The sequence below is a fragment of the Cohnella cellulosilytica genome, from assembly GCF_042431195.1.
Lineage (GTDB): Bacteria > Bacillota > Bacilli > Paenibacillales > Paenibacillaceae > Cohnella > Cohnella cellulosilytica.
In genome coordinates this window covers 24,168-42,003 of sequence record NZ_JBHMDN010000055.1, presented here as the reverse complement: position 1 = coordinate 42,003, position 17,836 = coordinate 24,168, and the positions used below count along the sequence as shown (strand labels likewise).

At 60.3% G+C, this 17,836-nt stretch carries 13 protein-coding genes; 1 reads left to right on the top strand and 12 read right to left on the bottom strand.

The window, feature by feature from the left end:
• Positions 1-95: 95 nt before the first annotated feature.
• Positions 96-2,210, bottom strand: a complete 2,115-nt coding sequence (locus ACFFT4_RS28425) for a putative bifunctional diguanylate cyclase/phosphodiesterase (protein ID WP_378052474.1) — start codon at positions 2,208-2,210, stop codon at positions 96-98.
• 425 nt (positions 2,211-2,635) lie between these two features.
• Here ACFFT4_RS28425 and ACFFT4_RS28420 point away from each other — a divergent pair, with 425 nt between their 5' ends.
• A complete protein-coding gene (locus ACFFT4_RS28420) occupies positions 2,636-5,068 on the top strand; it encodes an MMPL family transporter (RefSeq protein ID WP_378052473.1) in 2,433 nt (810 codons plus the stop codon).
• Here the strand turns inward: ACFFT4_RS28420 and ACFFT4_RS28415 are convergent.
• The 11 genes from ACFFT4_RS28415 to ilvC form a co-directional block, all read right to left on the bottom strand.
• The gene (locus ACFFT4_RS28415; protein WP_378052472.1) at positions 5,065-5,721 is read right to left on the bottom strand and encodes a hypothetical protein; all 657 of its coding nucleotides are present in this window, start codon (positions 5,719-5,721) and stop codon (positions 5,065-5,067) included. The two genes, ACFFT4_RS28420 and ACFFT4_RS28415, sit on opposite strands and share 4 nt — an antisense overlap.
• A gap of 192 nt (positions 5,722-5,913) precedes the next feature.
• Positions 5,914-6,882 carry an aldolase catalytic domain-containing protein gene (locus ACFFT4_RS28410; protein WP_378052470.1) on the bottom strand — a complete coding sequence of 323 codons (969 nt, stop codon included), beginning with the start codon at positions 6,880-6,882 and terminating at the stop codon, positions 5,914-5,916.
• A gap of 108 nt (positions 6,883-6,990) precedes the next feature.
• Positions 6,991-7,266: a HesB/YadR/YfhF family protein gene (locus ACFFT4_RS28405; RefSeq protein WP_378052469.1), complete on the bottom strand. Its 276-nt coding sequence runs from the start codon at positions 7,264-7,266 to the stop codon at positions 6,991-6,993.
• Between the two features lie 150 nt (positions 7,267-7,416).
• Entirely contained in the window at positions 7,417-7,791 is a 375-nt protein-coding gene (locus ACFFT4_RS28400) for an IDEAL domain-containing protein (protein WP_378052468.1), read from the bottom strand.
• Between the two features lie 205 nt (positions 7,792-7,996).
• Positions 7,997-9,316, bottom strand: coding sequence for an MFS transporter (locus tag ACFFT4_RS28395; protein WP_378052466.1), 1,320 nt, complete (start codon positions 9,314-9,316; stop codon positions 7,997-7,999).
• A 74-nt stretch (positions 9,317-9,390) separates the two neighbouring features.
• Positions 9,391-10,770 carry an ATP-binding protein gene (locus ACFFT4_RS28390; protein ID WP_378052465.1) on the bottom strand — a complete coding sequence of 460 codons (1,380 nt, stop codon included), beginning with the start codon at positions 10,768-10,770 and terminating at the stop codon, positions 9,391-9,393.
• Between the two features lie 371 nt (positions 10,771-11,141).
• Entirely contained in the window at positions 11,142-11,567 is a 426-nt protein-coding gene (locus ACFFT4_RS28385) for a hypothetical protein (protein WP_378052463.1), read from the bottom strand.
• Positions 11,568-11,755: 188 nt separating this feature from the next.
• Positions 11,756-12,835 (bottom strand): 3-isopropylmalate dehydrogenase, encoded by a 1,080-nt coding sequence (leuB, locus tag ACFFT4_RS28380; protein WP_378052462.1) that lies wholly within the window; start codon positions 12,833-12,835, stop codon positions 11,756-11,758.
• Between the two features lie 1,041 nt (positions 12,836-13,876).
• The gene (locus ACFFT4_RS28375; protein ID WP_378052461.1) at positions 13,877-15,073 is read right to left on the bottom strand and encodes an aminotransferase-like domain-containing protein; all 1,197 of its coding nucleotides are present in this window, start codon (positions 15,071-15,073) and stop codon (positions 13,877-13,879) included.
• A gap of 19 nt (positions 15,074-15,092) precedes the next feature.
• Positions 15,093-16,643 (bottom strand): 2-isopropylmalate synthase, encoded by a 1,551-nt coding sequence (locus ACFFT4_RS28370; protein WP_378052460.1) that lies wholly within the window; start codon positions 16,641-16,643, stop codon positions 15,093-15,095.
• Positions 16,644-16,778: 135 nt separating this feature from the next.
• A complete protein-coding gene (gene ilvC / locus ACFFT4_RS28365; RefSeq protein ID WP_378052459.1) occupies positions 16,779-17,771 on the bottom strand; it encodes a ketol-acid reductoisomerase in 993 nt (330 codons plus the stop codon).
• Between the last annotated feature and the right edge of the window lie 65 nt (positions 17,772-17,836).

The following is a 17,836-nucleotide window of genomic DNA, read 5'->3' as shown; positions in this document are numbered from 1 at the left end:
AAGAGGCCGCTCCCGCGATCATCGCCAGGATGAACCGGGACAGCCTCTCGTTATGCTGCGTTATACGCTTCCGCCGCTGCCGGAACCCGCGGGCGCTATCCCGCGGATTGCCGCTTGGCCGTATCCTGCTCGTACAAGCGTTGGAACTGATCGGGCGGGACCGGTCTGGAGAAATAAAACCCTTGCGCCTCCTGGCATTTCAGCTGCTTCAGGAACGCGACCTGGCCCTCGTTCTCGACCCCTTCGGCCGTCACCTTCAGCTCCAGATTGCGTGCCATCGCCGATATGCCGGATACGATCGCCGCGTCGTTGCGGTCCGTCAGCACGTCACCCACAAACGCACGGTCGATCTTCAGCTTATCGATCGGGAACCGCTTCAGGTAATACAGCGAGCTGTAGCCGGTGCCGAAATCGTCGATGCTGATCCTTACGCCCAGCTTCTTGAGCTGCTTCAGCATCTCGGTCGCATAGGCGACGTCGGCCATGATGCTCTCGGTAATTTCCAGCTCCAGCCATTGCGGCGCCAGGCCGGTCTCGGCCAGCACCCTCTCGATGCGCGCGCACAGGTCGTGTTGACGGAATTGCCGAATCGACAAGTTGACGGACAGCACGATCGGCGGGAGCCCGCTGTCGTGCCACAGCTTCATCTGTTCGCAGGCGCTGCGCAGCACCCATTCCCCCAGCGGCAAAATAAAGCCGTTCTCCTCGCAGAGCGGAATAAATTCCGACGGCGGGATATCCCCTCTCTGCGGATGCCGCCAGCGGAGCAGCGCTTCGACTCCGACGAGATAGTCGCCCTCGAGATCGATGAGCGGCTGGTACGCGAGATGGAACTGCCCAAGCTCAAGCGCGATGCGCAAATCGTTCTCCAGCAGCAGCCGTTCCTTGGCCTTCAGGTTCATCCGGGTTTCGTACCTTTTCCAGCCGTTGCGCGCTTCCTTCGCTCCGTACATCGCCGTGTCCGCGTTTTGCAGCAGCAGATCGAGCGTCCTCCCGTCCTCCGGATAGATCGCCACCCCGACGCTGCCGGTAATGTGGAAGGCGGAAGGGCCGACCTTGATCGGCTGATCGAACAGGTCGACCAGCCTCTGGGCCGCCGCCTCCGCTTCGCGCTCGCTGCGAATGTCGCTCAGAAGCACTGTAAACTCGTCGCCGCCGAGCCGGAACACGTTCTCCGGCTTGTCCGCGTGCTCCGTCAGCCGCTTGGAGACGGAGACGAGCAGCCGGTCGCCGAACGAGTGCCCCATCGAGTCGTTGATCGTCTTGAACCTGTCGATGTCCAGCCAGAGCAGCGCGAACTTGCCGCCGCCGTGCATCGACCGCGCCATCTCGGCCCGCACCCGCTCTGAAAACAGCCGGCGGTTGGGCAGGGCGGTCAGCTCGTCGTGGTAAGCCATGTACTGGATGCGGGCTTCCGTCTTTTTCTGCCGTTTGTGAGGCTCCTCGATGAGGACGAAATAGATGCCCTTCAGCAGAAAATAATAGCCGATCAGCTTGAAGCATTCGCCGAACAGGTCCTGCGGCGAAGCGATTCCGAACCCCAGCGTCTTCTCCATCTTGGCCAGCAGCATCCAGATCAGCGCCTGAACGATCGTCAATACCGACTCCGGACGCTCGATCCGGTTGCGGTAGAGCAGGACGGCGATCGCGGCCCCGTAGCCGAGCAGCGTCAACGCCTGCTGGAACGGCTCGACCGCTTCGACGGCCGAAGCGCTCCAGCTACCCGCGCGAAAGACGAACGCCGAAGCGACGGCGACCGTCACGATGACGGGAATGATCGCCACGATCCGCGTTTTCGGCTTAACGATCGCATTGCGCAGCGAGAACACGGCGAGCAGGCCGATCGCTCCCGTCCACTCCGCGATCCACTCCAGCAGCATGCTGGGCGCTTCCCCGACGGAGGCGTCGTACAGAGGCATGCCCGGAGCGCTGACGGCGTGAAGCAGACCGAGCAGGCCGACGGCCGAGAACAGCGCGGCGGTCATCAGCCTGTGCCGGCACAGCGTCGGGACGAATACCATCCAGCCAAGAATAAGCAGAGCAAAACAGATCGCAAAGGCCAAAGCTTCCAAAATCAAATGAATGGCATAACGGTCGACCGCGTCGAACGGCGCTTGCAGCCATCCGCCCTTCCACTGAATGGCTGCGAACGCCGCGACCGCCAAAGCGACCGTCCATGCCGTCTTCAATTCCATGCGATTAATCGACATACCCAGCCTCCGACGATTTACCTAATCTTTTGCTCCGCTCTCCAAAAAAGACTTCTTTAGAACTACGACTCATGGCTCTCCTTGTTAAATTTCCACATGTTTGCCTGTTTTCCTGCATACCGCAACGATTATTCGACATTCATTCGACATTATTCGCCTCCTTCCCTATTTGAATGGCTTGAACGTCCCTTTTAGCTCTCGACAAACCCCCTTTCGCAACTTTCATTTGCAACGATTTCAAGGATCACGGTACAATTATACCATCGACAAGATTCCCGGGCCGCACCGCGCCCTGCCATAGAAAGCCAAACCGGAAAGGCTGATTTTCGTCAAGCCCAGCGCCGACGGGAAATCGGCCTTTCCCATGCCGCCCGAACTCCGGACGGGACCGGCCGTTACGAACGCAGAAGGGAGGAATCCGCATCTTGGAAAAGTGGACGCGAGCGATCGCCAGGTTTCGCTGGGTCGTGCTGACGGCCTGGCTGGCGGCGGCTCTCCTCTCCTTGTTCGCGCTGCCGGACCTGCAGTCGATTCTCAGACATTCGGAGCAGCGCTTCCTGCCGAGCGGCGCGGACTCCGTGCAGGCGACGCGCCTGCTGCAGAACATCGCGCCCGAACAACGCTCCCTCTCGGAAGCCGTTCTCGTCTTCTCCAGAGAAGAGGGGCTGAGCGAATCCGACGACGCCTGGATGGACCGGGTGCTTGCCGAGATCGGCGACCGGGCGTCCGAGCTGCGCGTAACCTCCGTCGTCTCCGCTTTATCCCAGCCCGAGCTCGCGGAGCGTCTGCGGAGCGCGGACGGTACGACCCGGCTGGCGCTGCTCGGCATGCCGAGCGCCGACTTCGACCAAGAGACGCAGGCGACGCTCGGCCGTCTGGAGAGCCTGCTCGGCTCGGCGCCGGAGGGTACGCAGGCAATCCTGACCGGCAGCGCGCCGCTGTCGCAGGACTTCCAACGCTCCGCCGAGAGCGGCCTGCGGCGGACCGAGCTGCTGACGATCGGGCTGGTGCTGGCCATACTGCTGATGCTGTTCCGTTCTCCGGTAACGCCGCTCCTTCCGCTGTTGACGATCGGAATCGGCTTCGTCGTATCGGAGGGCATGCTTGCCGCCTTCGCGTCATGGAAGCTTCCGGTATCTCACTTTACCGAATCGTTCCTGATCGCGGTCCTGTTCGGCGCGGGTACGGATTATTGCATCCTGCTGATTCAACGCTACCGGGAAGAACTGCTGTCCGCCGGAGCGGAGGACGGCAGCCGCGTCGAGGCGCTCGTTCGCACGATGGCCGGCGTAAGCGGCACGATCGTCTACTCGGCCGGCACCGTATTCGCCGCTTTCCTGCTGCTCGGCTTCGCGGAATTCGGCCTGTATCGCTCCGCCGTCGGCGTTGCGCTCGGCGTTCTGGTTACGGTCGCCGCCGCGCTGACGCTGGCGCCCGCCCTGCTGCTCGCGGCAGGCCCGGCGATCTTCTGGCCCGCCCGGCGCGCCCCCGCCGGCCAACCGTCGCGGTTCTGGGACCGGCTGGCCTCGCTGGCCGCCAAGAGGACGGTTCTCGTGCTCGTCGTCTCGGTCGTCTGTCTTGCGCCGCTCTCCTTGCTGTTTCAAGGAAAACGAACGTTCGACGACCTGTCCGAGATCGATCCCCGGCTGGATTCCGTCGTCGGCTTCCGGCAAGCGGAAAAGGCGTTCAGCGCGGGCGAAGTATTTCCGGTCACGATTGCGGTCACGGCCAAGCAATCGATGCGCACGACGTCCGGGCTGGCGGCGCTCGAGCAGGTCAGCTCGGAGCTGGAGCGGCTGCCGTTCGTCCGCGAGGTGCGCAGCGCCGTCCGGCCGCTCGGCCGCAAGCCGGAGCAGTTGACGGTGCCCGGGCGATTGAAAGGCCCCGACGTCGGCAAGCTCGTCCAATCGCTAATGGGCGAGCAGCGGATGCTGCTCGACGGCCTTAAGGAGATCGCGCTGCACTCCGCCCCGCTAAGTCAAGGCATGCTCGGCATTCTGTCGTCCGTCAAGCAGCTGCAGGACGGGCTTGGCCGGCTCCTTCTGTCCCAGCTTGGCAGCCTCGACCGGCTGGAGCTCGCCAATCCCGGCCCGAACGACGGCGCGGCAAGCGCCGCCGAGCAGGCGCTCGACTACTATATCGCGCCCGACGGACGAACGGCGAAGTTCGAGCTGCTGCTCGTCCCCCATCCTTACTCCGACGAAGCGATGGACGCAATCCCGGAGCTCGCGCGATTCGCGCGCACCAGCATGGAAAAAACGTGGCTGGAGGAGCCCCGGGCGTTCGTTACCGGCGTGACGGCCAAATACGGAGAGCTGCGCGACATCTCCTGGCGGGATTTCGCCCGCACCGGACTTCTCGTGCTTGCCGGAATCGCGGCGGTGCTGGCGCTGCTGCTCCGTTCGCTGCTCCAGCCTCTGTGCATCCTGCTGTCGCTTGGCTTGAATTACTTGATCGCGATGGGGATCTTGGAGTTCGTGTTCGTGAGGGTGCTCGGCTATGCCGGACTATCGTGGACTGTGTCGTTCTTCGTGTTCATTATCATCGTGGCGCTGGGCGTCGACTACAGCATCTTCCTGATGGCCCGGTTCAAGGAAGAAGCCCGGCGCTCCGGTACGGCGGACGCCATGGCCGCCTCGCTGTCGGCCACCGGCGGCATCGTCCGCTCGGCGGCGGTCATCATGGCGGGCACGTTCGGCGCGCTGACCTTCTCCGGCATGGACACGCTCGTCCAGATCGGCTCCGGGGCACTGATCGGCCTGCTGCTGTACGCCACGCTGTTCATGGGATTGATCGTGCCCGCCCTGATTCATCTGACCGGCCGCAAACGCGGCCCGCGGCGCAGCCGGACCGGCTAATCGTCGCGCAGAGCTCCGAGATTGCCTTCGAGGTAACGCAGAACCGCTTCCAGCTCCAGCTGCTGCACGTATTCCAGCTTGCCGCGGGCCTCGTCGTCGCCGATTCGGCGAGCGAGCATGGCGACGGCGGTCGTAAGCAGATACGGGTTCCAGCTCCCCTGCGCGGCGATCTGGTCGGCGACCTCCCGCGCCGGTCCGCTTGCGATCGGATGCTCGCCGAGGAAGGCCGCCGCCCGCGCCTGCAAGCCGTGGTAGGCGGGATGATTGCCCGCCCGGCGGAACCAATAATTCGCGTTGTCGAAATCTCCCTCGCGCCGGTGGATGATGCCGTGCACCAGCATTCCCGTCGGCGTCTCGAGCCGTTCGACCCGGTCGTGCGCCCTGCCGAGATTGTCGTTCCACAGATGCAAGGCGGCCAAATAAGCGACGGCGGACGGCACTCCGTCCGTTCGGCCTCCCGCCAGCCATTCCGGCGGCAAGTCGGCCAGCTCGTCGTCTATTCCCGGGTGCCACGGCCCGTCCGGCAACAGCGGCGGCAAGCCTCCCCGGTTGCCCAGCCTGCGAATCACGTTCGCGAGGCGAGCCGCGTACGCGGCTTCGGCGGATTTCTCCGCAGCGCCCCGCATCTCGTCCTTCCGCTCCATATCCTTCATCCTTCGCGCCCTCCCTGCCATGTTTTGACAAGACAATAGCCTACTTAACGATTTTTGTCAAAACTCTTCGTCTGTCGGACTGCGACCTTATGCTGCCTGGATAGGTCAAACCTCCGAGAAGGAAGTCCATTCCAAAAAAATCCGCACCGCGAAGCCCGGAAGGCTTGCAGTACGGATTTCCCCGATTCTCGCTTATTTGCTCTGGTAGACTTCCGGAGTCGTCATCTTGTCGTAAAACTCCGTGAACAGATCGCGCTTGTCGGAAGCTCTCCAGCCCATGGCCGACCGCGGATGCTCGTCCAGCGTGCCGGTAATCATGTCGGGAATGAGGTAGCCCCATTCTTCCTTCTCGCGCAGCTTGACCATGTGCTTCTCGATCATGCCGAGCACCGGACGGAGGCTGTACTCCGGACGGGTGAGCTTGGCGAGCAGCAGCTCGGTCGGAGTGTTGCCCGCGGCGCGGCCCATGCCGAAGACGGAAGCGTCGAGCAGCTCGACGCCGAGCTGGGCCGCGGCCAGCGTGTTGGCGAAGGCGAGCTGCAGATTGTTATGCGTGTGCACGCCCAGACGTTTGTTCTTCAGCGTGCGGCTGAATTTGTCCACCAGATAGCGGATATCGTCCGGGTCCAGGCTGCCGTAGGAATCGACGATGTAGACGACGTCGATCGGGCTGTCGTTGATCATCGCCAGCGATTCGTTCAATTCGTTGTCCATGACGCCCGACAGCGCCATAATGTTGATCGTCGTCTCGTAGCCGCGCTTATGGAACAACGTGCCGAGCTCGATCGCCTTCGCGGTGTCGCGGGCGTAGCAGGCGACGCGAATCAAGTCGAGCATCGATTCGCTGCGCTCGAGCACATCGTTCTCGTCCACGCGTCCGACGTCGACGAGAGCGGACAGCTTCGTGCGTTTCTTCTCCCCGATCACCTTGCGCAGGAAATCGTCGTTCAGGAATCTCCAGGGTCCTTCCTTGCCTTCGCTCTTCAGCAGCTTGGGGGAGTTTTTGTAGCCGATCTCCATATACTCCACGCCGGCCGCGTTCAGGGACTCATACAAATCCTGCACGAATTCCACGCTGAAATCCCAGTTGTTGACAAGCCCTCCGTCGCGTACGGTGCAGTCTACGATCTTGCAATGGTTCGTCTTGCTATGTACCGTCATGTTTCCGAATTCTCCTTTTCTTGGCCCCGCCCGGTCACCTGTGTCGAAATATAATGATTATTAGTTTACAACAAACCGTCCCGGTTTGCTACCTCTATTCTATCCGCGTCACGAAAACTGAAACACGATGTCTTCCCCGAGGCAGTCGATGCGCAGGCTCCGCCCTTCCAGAAACCAGACGTCCTTGCTCTCCATGTAGAAGGTCACCTGGTCGGCGACCGTCGTCACCGCAGCGTCGATCGGCGTATCCCGCGTAATGCCGAAGGCAAAAGGAAGCTCTCCTCCGCTGACGTAGCGCACGAACACCCTCACCGTTTCCCCTGCGGCGATTCCCCATTCCCCTTTGAAGCATGACAGCGCGGAAGGCGTAACGGTCAGTTCCATATCCAACACCTCATTTTTCAATTTTGGGTTCCTTTTTATTCTACATCCATTTCCCCAATAAAGAAATGAGCCGGATCACACCCGATCCGGCCCTGCTATCATCTATTCGCTCCTTGCGGCCCCCGTGCGGTTGGCCGACGCGAACGTCCGTCAGGATCTCGCCGTATGTCCGAGCCGGTTAACGGGAGTCCGGCGGCGATAGGACAAACCGCCCGATTGACGCTCGCGCCCGGAGCTCGCCGGCAGCGAACGGGTCAGCTCCATGAACCACGCTTCGTCGCGGGTCGCCAGCGCGAGATCGATCAGACTGTACAGCGAGTCTTCCTCCTCCGGCGCATAAGCAGGCAGCTCCCGGAGCCAGTGCTCCAGCACGGTCGTCGTCTTGCCCGCCGACTGCTCGTTATCGGAACGGACGACGAACACTTTCGCCATGCCTTGCGCTTGATCTATCGACTCGATAAAGCCGTGCACGAATTCTCCGTTTCTCGTTTTCGCTTGCACCCAATCGCCAATTTCGAATTTCATAGGATCCACCCGCCCGTCTTATAGAATAGAATCGACAAACTGTAACTCATTATATTACACTTGGGAGAAAAAAACCGGCGATCCGCATTGCTGCCTGCTCGCCGTCTATTTTCGCCAACCACCGTACTGTAATTATAATGATTACAGTTGGAATTGTCAATTCGCCGATCACCGGCCTCGCATGCGGCTGCCGTCGGCCCGTATGCTATACTTTATGCACTTCGCCGGAACGGGGTATAGGCTTCGGCCCGGGCGGACGAGTTTTGAACACGAACGGAGCGACGGCGAACGACAGCGCCAGCAGCGCCGCGCCCGCAAACGAGGCAATGCCGTAGGTCTGCAACCATGACGGTCCGCCGACGGCTTTGTCGTACAGCCAGCCGCCCGCGATCGGCCCGATAAAACCGGCGATGCCCGTCAGCGCCGAGAAGACGGCGACGTACATCGGCCGCTCCGACTTCGGAGAGTCGCCGATCAGAAAATTGAATACGAGCAGGTTGTAGCCGGCCAGCCCGAAGCCCAGCAGCGCATGAACGACGATCAGAACGAGCAGCGCGGGCAGAACGGCCATCCCCGCCCACAGCGCGCACGAGCCGGCAATCATCGGGAACGTCCAGAGCAGCAGCGCGTTCGCCGAATACCGGCTGTTGAGCAGCCCCCAATAATAGTAGCTGATCATCATCACCAGGTTTTGCAGCATAATAATGAGCGTCACCTTGCTTGCGCTCAGCTTCATCACTTCGAGCATGACATAAGAGAACAGCGGGATGACGACGTTTTGCAGCAAAATAAACAGGGCGATAAACAGCGTCGCCGTCATAAAGCGCCGATCCGAGAACGGACGCGCGAACATCCGCAGCGACTTGCCGCTCTCTGACCGCTGGAAGGGCGGATTCGGGTATCTCGTCAGCGACCAGCCGTTCCAGACGACGCAGCCGACGCTGATCCCGAACAGCACGACAAAACCTTGCGCCCCCGGAAACCACTCCATAATCTGCCCTCCGAGCAGAAGCGTCAAGCAGACGACGGCCCAGTGAACCGTATTGCGAATGCCGAAATATTTTCCCCTGACGCTTGCCGGAACGATATCCGCCATCAAGGAAGTCCAGACGACGCCGGCCGCCTGGCCGGCAGTCATGCAGACCAGCCACATCGCCAAATAAACGGGAACCCAGGCATCCTCCGGGAACGCCAGCGGGATCAGCCCGGTCCCCACCCACATCGTCCGATGAACGATCCCGAACAGCGAGATGAAAAACCGGCGGTTGTGCCAGCTCTGCATCGCGAAGGCGATGAGCACCTGTATCAGCAGGGCGAACGGAGGAATGGCCAGCACGATGCCGATATGAAAGGCCGAAAACCCAAGGTACGATAAATAGACGGTCTGCAGCGGACCGCCTAACAGATTGCCCAAAATGCTTGCGGGTATGCCCTCGATCAACGAATTCCGCAAGCCTCTGCGGCTTTCGGATTCGCCTCTGCGGATTGCGAGCACGCGTTTCATTCCGTCGAGCCAGCCGCTCATTCCGATGTTCCCCCATGTTGTGCCAGAGTCACTGCACTGGAGCCCCGCTCCGCCTACACCCGATTTTACTCCGATTATTCGACATTAGGCAAATAAATCATAAACTCGGTTCCTTCGCGCACCTTGCTGTCCACCTGGATCGTTCCGCCGTGATTGGTAATAATCCGGTAACTGACCGACAGCCCCAATCCTGTCCCCGCTTCCTTCGTCGTGAAGAACGGATCGAACAGCCGGCTCAGTATCCTTTTTTCTATCCCTTTACCGTTGTCCTTGATCGAGATCGCGGCGAAGCGCCCGTCCGGCCTGGCCGAAATTTCGATCGCTCCCTTCCGCTCCCCGATCACGTCCTGGATGGCGTCCATCGCGTTTTTCATCATGTTCAGCAGCACCTGCTTGATCTGCTTCACGTCGACGGCCACGGTCAGGCCGGGAGCGAAATTCTCGTAGTGGATTTCGCAGCCCTTCATATGCGCTTCGCTCTCGGACAGCAGTATCGTCTCCCTGAGCAGCAGATCCACCGGAACCTTCTGCTTCATCGGCGCCGACGGCTTCGACGAGTTCAGAAACTCGTAAATAATATCGTTCGCCCGGTCGATCTCCGACAAAATGATCCGCCCGTACTCCTGTTTGCCGATTTCCGCCAAATACGGATTGAGCAGCTGAATAAACCCTCTGATCGATGTAAGCGGATTACGAATTTCGTGCGCGATCGCCGCGGCGATCTTGCCGAGCATCGCCAGCTTGTCGTTCTGAAACGCGGCCTGCTCAATCTGCTTGTACTCCGACACGTCCTTCACGCTGACCAGGTAATCTCCGTCCAGCTCGGACGGCTGCGAGATGCTGACCAGCAGATGGCGGCCTCCGGCATCCTGAAACTCGTCGTGATAACGCCGGTATTTCGCCAGTCCCTGATAAATTCTCAGAATGTGCTTGCGAGTCGTCAGGCTAAGGCTTTCGTGAAAAAAAAGCCGGCGCAGCTTGCTGCCGATCAACGCTTTGCGGGGGGCTTTCAGCAGCTTGGACATTTGAACGTTCACGAAGCGGAGGTTGCCCGCGGCATCGAATAAGGCGACGCCGCTGTCCATGTGCTGCAGGACGGTTTCGAATTTATTCGAGCGGGTCTCCCTCATGTGCTCCGAGTGGATCGCGCTTGCGCTGTACAACAGCTTGTCCGCCTGGCGCCGCTCGCTCGCCGCGGACACCTCCGGCAAGCGCAAAGCCACGAACACCTCGGTAATAAACAACAGAGACCAGTGAACCAGCGTCATGCGGTCTTCGGGTTCCGCGCAGGAAAGCAGAAACTTCACGCTCTCTTCATGGTGGCTGAGAATGACGGACGCCGGCAGACCGACCATAGCGCTCATCAGTTCCTTCGTATCCGGTTGAACGACGTGTCCGCCTTTTCGGGCGAACTCCGCAAGAATCGGAAAATAACGCGTTTTCCACCCGTTCATACGAGAACCCTCCATTATCAGAGCCGTCTCAGGAACCTTATTCGCTTTCAAATTAACCAAATCATATCTATTAACGAACGCGGATGTCAATCGGAAAAGTTGTCGAGCCATGACGAACGAATTGCCGTTCGAGAAGGCGGTCCTGTCGAATCGTTCCGCAAAAAAAACGGGGGCGGTCCCGGCCGTATTCCCACGACCAGCCGGACAGCCCCCGAATCCGTTCCGCTAGCTATTTCCCGCAGCCTTAGACCGCTCCGCCAGACCTTCCGGCCCGGACATTTCCCACAGCCCCAGACCGCTTCACCCAGGCCTTCCGGCTCCGGCATTCCCGCAGCCCCTTGGTCCGTCAGCCGGAAAGCAGCCCCAGCCTTCTAGACCGCTCCGCCCGGAGCCCTCTTCAGCTTCAGCTTGTGCCGCCGCTGGCTGAGCACGATCAGACGTTTCTTCAGCTGCTGCTCCCATTCCTCGTCGCCGAGCTCCTTGGCAAACGTAAGCAGATCGAGCGACATATCGATCTGGTTCTGCACGACGACCATCGGGTCTTCCTCTTCGTTGTTCACGCAATTTTCGTGCAGCGCTTTATCCGATTCATCGACGTAATCCTGGAAGTCGACTTCAGACGCTCCGTCGCCATGCGCATATTCGGCCAAAATTTCGTATTCGTTCTCCACTAAATAGTGGACCTCTACCCGGTGACATACGGGACAAAACAAGATCGGCACGTTGTGAATTCTCGTCCGGTAATGTTTCAGCGTTCCCTTCGTCCCGATCATGCTAGCTCCACAACAGAAGCTCATCGTCTTCCCCCCCTGAATCGGTCAATCGATACTCCCTATTCTTCTCACTATATTCTCTGCACATGATCACAATTCCTGCCGGAAATGAGCGGCAAAAGGGTTAAAAACTCCCCGGGCTTCCGCCCGGGGAGTCGACAAGGACTATATCGTCTCGTGCTTTTTTCTCATTTTCTCGACAAAGCTTTCGCTTACTTGGTCAAAGCCGCGACGATCAGGTCGCCCATTGCGGTCGTGCCGATCGCCTTGCTCTTGTCGGTCGCGATATCTCCGGTGCGGTGACCGGCGTCGAGGACGTTTTTGACGGCCGCTTCAATGGCGTTGGCCGCGTCTTCGTAACCGAACGTCAAGCGGAACATGAGCGCGACAGACAGAATCGTCGCGATCGGGTTCGCGATGCCTTGGCCGGCAATGTCCGGAGCGGAGCCGTGCACCGGCTCGTACAGGCCGAAGCTGCCTTCGCCCAGCGACGCCGACGACAGCATGCCGATCGAACCGGTCAGCATGGCCGCTTCGTCGCTCAGAATGTCTCCGAACATGTTTTCCGTCACGATGACGTCGAAGCTCGACGGACGGCGCAGCAGCTGCATGGCGCAGTTGTCGACGAGCACGTGCTCCAGCTCGACGTCCGGATATTCCGGAGCGATGCGGTTAACCGTCTCTCTCCACAGGCGGGACGTCTCCAGTACGTTCGCTTTGTCGACGGAAGCCAGACGCTTGCTGCGCTTCTGCGCCACTTCGAATGCCTGACGCACAATACGCTCGATTTCCGTTACGTTATAAACGCACGTATCGACGGCTTCCTGGCCCTGCTCGCCGTCGCGGCGGAACTTCTCGCCGAAGTAGATGCCGCCCGTCAGCTCGCGAACGACGATCAGGTCGGTGCCTTCCAACACTTCCGGCTTCAGCGTGGAAGCGTCCTTCAGGCAATCGAACACGACGGCCGGACGAATGTTGGAGAACAGGCCGAGCGCTTTGCGGATGCCGAGCAGGCCCGTCTCCGGACGCAGCTCCTTCGAATTGTTGTCCCATTTCGGTCCGCCTACCGCTCCGAGCAATACGGCGTCGGAGTTTTGACAGATGTCGAGCGTCTCCTGCGGCAGCGGAGTTCCCTTCTCGTCGATCGCGATTCCGCCGAACAGGCCGTGCTCGAATTCGAACTTGTACCCGAACAGCTCCTCCGTCTTCTTCATCACTTTAATTGCTTCCGCGACGACCTCCGGACCGATTCCGTCTCCGGCGATGACGGCAATTTTCTTCACTTCTGACATCGTTCGTATCCACTCCACCTGTAGGTTATTATTGTCCATATTGTTGTCCAATGAGACTTTCTCTCAATTGTAGTACACTTCGCCCACGAATGAAAATATATAATATCTATCGTTTCTATAGGCAACGCCTATTCGGAGCACGCGACAGGCCCGTCCATACGAACGGGCAGGCCGACTCGCCAAGCCCGGCGAGGCCATCTTTGGGCTGCCTTGGGCTTGGCGTCAGGCTTGCAGTGCGCTCCGGCAGAACGCTCATGTACCCCCGTCTACCGGGAGACCATAAGCTCGTGGCACGGGCTTATTGCCGGGTTCTCCGTCTACGGGGGCACCTTAAGCTCGCGGGGTGGGCTTATTGCCGGATCCTCGTCCACGAGGGGACCCTTAAGCACATGGCACGGGCTTATTTCCGGGTCTCCGTCTACGAGGGAACCCTTAAGCTCGCAGGACGGGCTTATTACCGAATTTCCGTCCACGAGGGAACCCTTAAGCTCGCAGGACGGGCTTATTACCGAATTTCCGTCTGCGGGAGAACCCCTAAGCTCGTGGGACGGGCTTATTACCGTGCCTCCCGTCCACGAGGGGACCCTTAAGCACATGGTACGGGCTTATTGCCGGTTCCCCGCCCACGTGGGAACCTTTAAGCCCACAGAGCGGGCTTATTACCGGGTCCTCGTCCACGAGGGGACCCTTAAGCACATGGCACGGGCTTATTGCCGGGTTCTCCGTCTACGGGGGCACCTTAAGCTCACGGGGCGGGCTTATTACCGGGTCTCCGTCCACGAGGGAACCCTTAAGCTCGCAGGACGGGCTTATTGCCGGTTCCCCGCCCACGTGGGAACCTTTAAGCCCACGAAGCGAGCTTTTTACCATGCCACCGTCCACGAGGGAACCTTTAAGCCCACAGGGCGAGCTTATTACCGGGGTCCCGGACCTGCAGGGGCGGCCTGTGATAGCCCGCCCCTGATCCAAGGGGATAGCGTCAAAAGCCCAAGCCAGCCGGCCTGACCGGCTCAGGCTAAGCCGGCGACGCGCACGCCCTCCCTACTTCACCAACACGGTTTCCATTGCCTCGTTAAGACGCTTCATGCCGGCGACGGTGCCCTCGAAGTCGTTGTGCGTGAAGTTGAGGCGCATCGTGTTGCGGCCCGAGCCGTCCGCGAAGAACGAGACGCCCGGCACGAACGCCACGCCCAGATCGACAGCCGTCTTGAGCAGCTCCGCGGTGTCGACCGACTCCGGCAGCGTCAGCCAGAAGAACATGCCGCCCTTCGGCTCGTTCCATGTCACGCCCGGCCACTGCTGCTGCGAGAGCAGCTCGGCCATCTGGCGCATGCGAGCCTCGTACTCCTTGCGCACGAACTCGATGTGACCGGCCAGATCGAAATGCTCGATCAGCTGATGCAGCGCCTGCTGGTCGAGCGAGCTCGAGTGCAGATCCGCGGCCTGCTTGGCGCGGGCCATATGCCGGATCACCTCCGGATCGGCCATCACCCAGCCGGTGCGCAGCGCCGGGGCAACCGTCTTCGAGAACGTGCTCGTATAGACGACGCACGACCCTTGCGGATGTTGATCGAGCGCGAACAAAGAAGGATAGGTCACAGACGCGTCGCCGAATTTCAGCTCGCCGTACGGATCGTCCTCGAGAATAAGCGCGTCGTTCGCGCGGCACAGCTCCAACACGCCCTTGCGCCGCTCCAGGCTCCAGGCCTTGCCCGTCGGGTTGGAGAACGTCGGGATCGCGTAGACGAGCTTGGGCGAATACCGCTTCAGCTTGGCCGCCAGATCGTCCGGCACCATACCGTCCTCGTCGGTCTCGACGGAGACGAGCTCGGCGCCGTATGAACGGAAAACCTGCAGCGCCGACAAGTAAGTCGGCTTCTCGACCAGAATGACGTCGCCCGGATCGATATAGATCCGCGTGAGCAGGTCGATCGCCTGCTGCGAGCCGGTCGTAAGGAGCAGGTCGTCCGGGGTAATCGTTACGCCTTTGGGGGCCATCCACTTGCAGATGCTTTCCCGCAGCGGGAGATAGCCTTCCGTCAAGCCGTACTGCAGCGCCTTGTTGCCCGCCGCGAGCACCCGGTCGAACGCTTCCCCGATCGCCGCGACCGGAAAATGCTCCTCCGCGGGCAAGCCGCCGGCGAAGGAAATAATCGATTTTCTCTGCGTCAGCTTCAGAATCTCGCGAACCGCCGACGAGGAAAAGGAGTCCAGTCTTGTGGAATACCGATAATTCATCCGAAGCTCCCCATTTCTGTTAGATCAGAGTAACGTTGTCGCGCTTGTTGCGAGCGGGTGCATTGCGCTTGTCGACGAGCCGGTTCAGCGCGTCGACGTAAGCCCGCGCGCTCGCCTCGAGAATGTCCGTGCTGACCCCGCGCCCCTGCGCGGAGAGATCCCCTTGCTTCAGCACGACATGGACTTCGCCGAGCGCGTCCGTTCCGTCCGTTACGGATTTGATCGTGTAATCGTCCAGCTCCGCGGCTTCGCCCGTCAGCGCGTCGATCGCCTTGTAGATCGCGTCGACGGACCCGTTGCCTTCGGACTCCTTGTTCGCGATGCCCTGCTGCGTCTTCAGCGTAACCGTCGCCGTCGGGGTCGCGTGGCTGTCGAAGGATACGACCAGCTTCTCCAGAGCGAACACTTCCGGCGTCTCGACGAGCTTCTCCTCCAGCAGCGCGCGGATGTCCTCGTCGCTGACGTTTTTCTTGCGGTCGGCGAGATCCTTGAACTTGCCGAACGCGGCGTTCACCTGATCCTCGGTCAGCTGCTCGTAGCCGAGATCGATCAGCTTCTCGCGGAACGCGTGGCGCCCGGAGTGCTTGCCGAGCACGAGCTTGCTATCGCGCAGGCCGATCGTCTCCGGAGAGATGATCTCGTACGTCGTCTTCTCCTTCAGCACGCCGTCCTGATGAATGCCGGACTCGTGCGCGAACGCATTCGCGCCGACGATCGCTTTGTTGCCGGGAACGACCATGCCGGTCAGCTTGCTGACGAGCCGGCTCGTACGGGCGATTTCTTTCAGATTCAGCGTGGTCGTCGCCTGGAAATATTCCGCGCGCGTCGCCAGCGTCAGCGCGACTTCCTCCAGAGAGGTGTTGCCCGCGCGTTCCCCGATGCCGTTGATCGTGCCTTCCACCTGGTCGGCTCCGTTCAGAATCGCAGCCAGCGCGTTGGCCGTCGCCATGCCCAGATCGTCGTGGCAGTGGGCGGACAATTGAATCCGCTCGATGCCCGGCACCGTCTCCTTCAGCACTTTGAAAATATTGCCGAACTCCTGGGGCGTCATGTAGCCGACCGTATCCGGAATGTTCACGACGGTCGCTCCGGCGTTAATCGCCATCTCCGTCACCTGGCACAGGTAGTCCAGCTCGGTGCGGCCCGCATCCTCTGGAGAGAACTCGATTTTATCGAAGTATTGCTTCGCATAGCGAATCGCCTTGTCCGCCGTCTCCAGCACCTGGTCCTTATCCATCCGCAGCTTGTGCTGGCGGTGGATCGGAGAGGTGGCGAGGAACAGGTGGATGCCGGGGTCCTTCGCCCCCTCAAGCGCTTCCTTCACCGCGTCGATATCCTGCTCCCGGCAGCGGGCCAAGCCGATAACCGTGGCATTCTTGACCGCCTTCGCCACCGCGTTGACGGCGGCCAGGTCGCCCGGGGACGCCGCCGGGAAGCCCGCTTCGATGCGATCCACGCCCAGCTTCTCGAGCTGCAGCGCAATCTCTACCTTCTCTTGCGTGTTCAAGTTTACGCCCGGCGACTGTTCTCCGTCGCGCAGCGTCGTGTCGAAAATATAAATTTTTCTCATCTCGGGGGAATTACCCGCACCTCCTGAAGCGATCTAAGCTATCTTCAGATTATAGCATACCGGCTGTCGTTATTTAACAAAAAACCCGGCGGCGTTATGCCGTTGCCGGGTTTTCGTATCCGCGCGGGGCGGTTCTTACTTTTTGATCCAGTGCATCAGGCCGCGCAGCTGCGAGCCGACGACTTCGATCGGATGCTCGGCTTCGTTGCGGCGGGTAGCCGTCAGGAAGGCGCGTCCGGATTGGTTTTCGAGGATGAAGTCGCGAGCGAATTTGCCCTGCTGGATATCGGACAGCACGCGCTTCATTTCCTTCTTCGTCTCTTCCGTTACGATGCGAGGTCCGGTGACGTAGTCGCCGTACTCCGCCGTGTTGGAGATCGAGCTGCGCATGGAAGCCAGGCCGCCTTCGTACATCAGGTCGACGATCAGCTTCAGCTCGTGCAAGCACTCGAAGTAAGCCATCTCAGGCGCGTAACCCGCTTCGACAAGCGTCTCGAAGCCGGCTTTGACGAGCGCGGAAGCGCCGCCGCACAGCACGGCTTGTTCGCCGAACAGGTCGGTCTCGGTTTCTTCCTTGAACGAAGTCTCGATAACCCCTGCGCGTGTACAGCCGATGCCTTTGGCATACGCCATGCCGATCTCGAACGCTTTGCCCGTGCCGTTCTGGTGAACGGCGATCAGTCCCGGAACGCCGAAGCCTTCGACGTAAGTACGGCGAACCATGTGGCCCGGGGATTTCGGAGCGACGAGCAGAACGTCCGCGTCCGCCGGAGCGACGATCTGACCGAAGTGAACGTTAAAGCCGTGCGAGAACATGAGGGCGGCGCCCTTCTTCAAGTTCGGCTCGATTTCGTTTTTATATACGCTTGCCTGCGTTTCGTCCGGCATCAAAATTTGCACGACGTCCGCTTTGCGGGTAGCGTCGGCGACGGACAGCACTTCGAAGCCGTCGTTGCGCGCGCTCTCCGCGGATTTGCCTTCGCGAAGGCCGATAATTACGCTGAGGCCGCTGTCGCGCAGGTTTTGCGCTTGCGCGTGGCCTTGGCTGCCGTAACCGATGACTGCGATCGTTTTACCTTTAAGAGCGCCGAGATCGGCATCTTTCTCATGAAACAAGTTAACTGCCATTGAACTGTGTTCCTCCTTAAAATAAGTCAATATTTGTCGACCCTCGAAGCGGGCGTTCCAAGAGA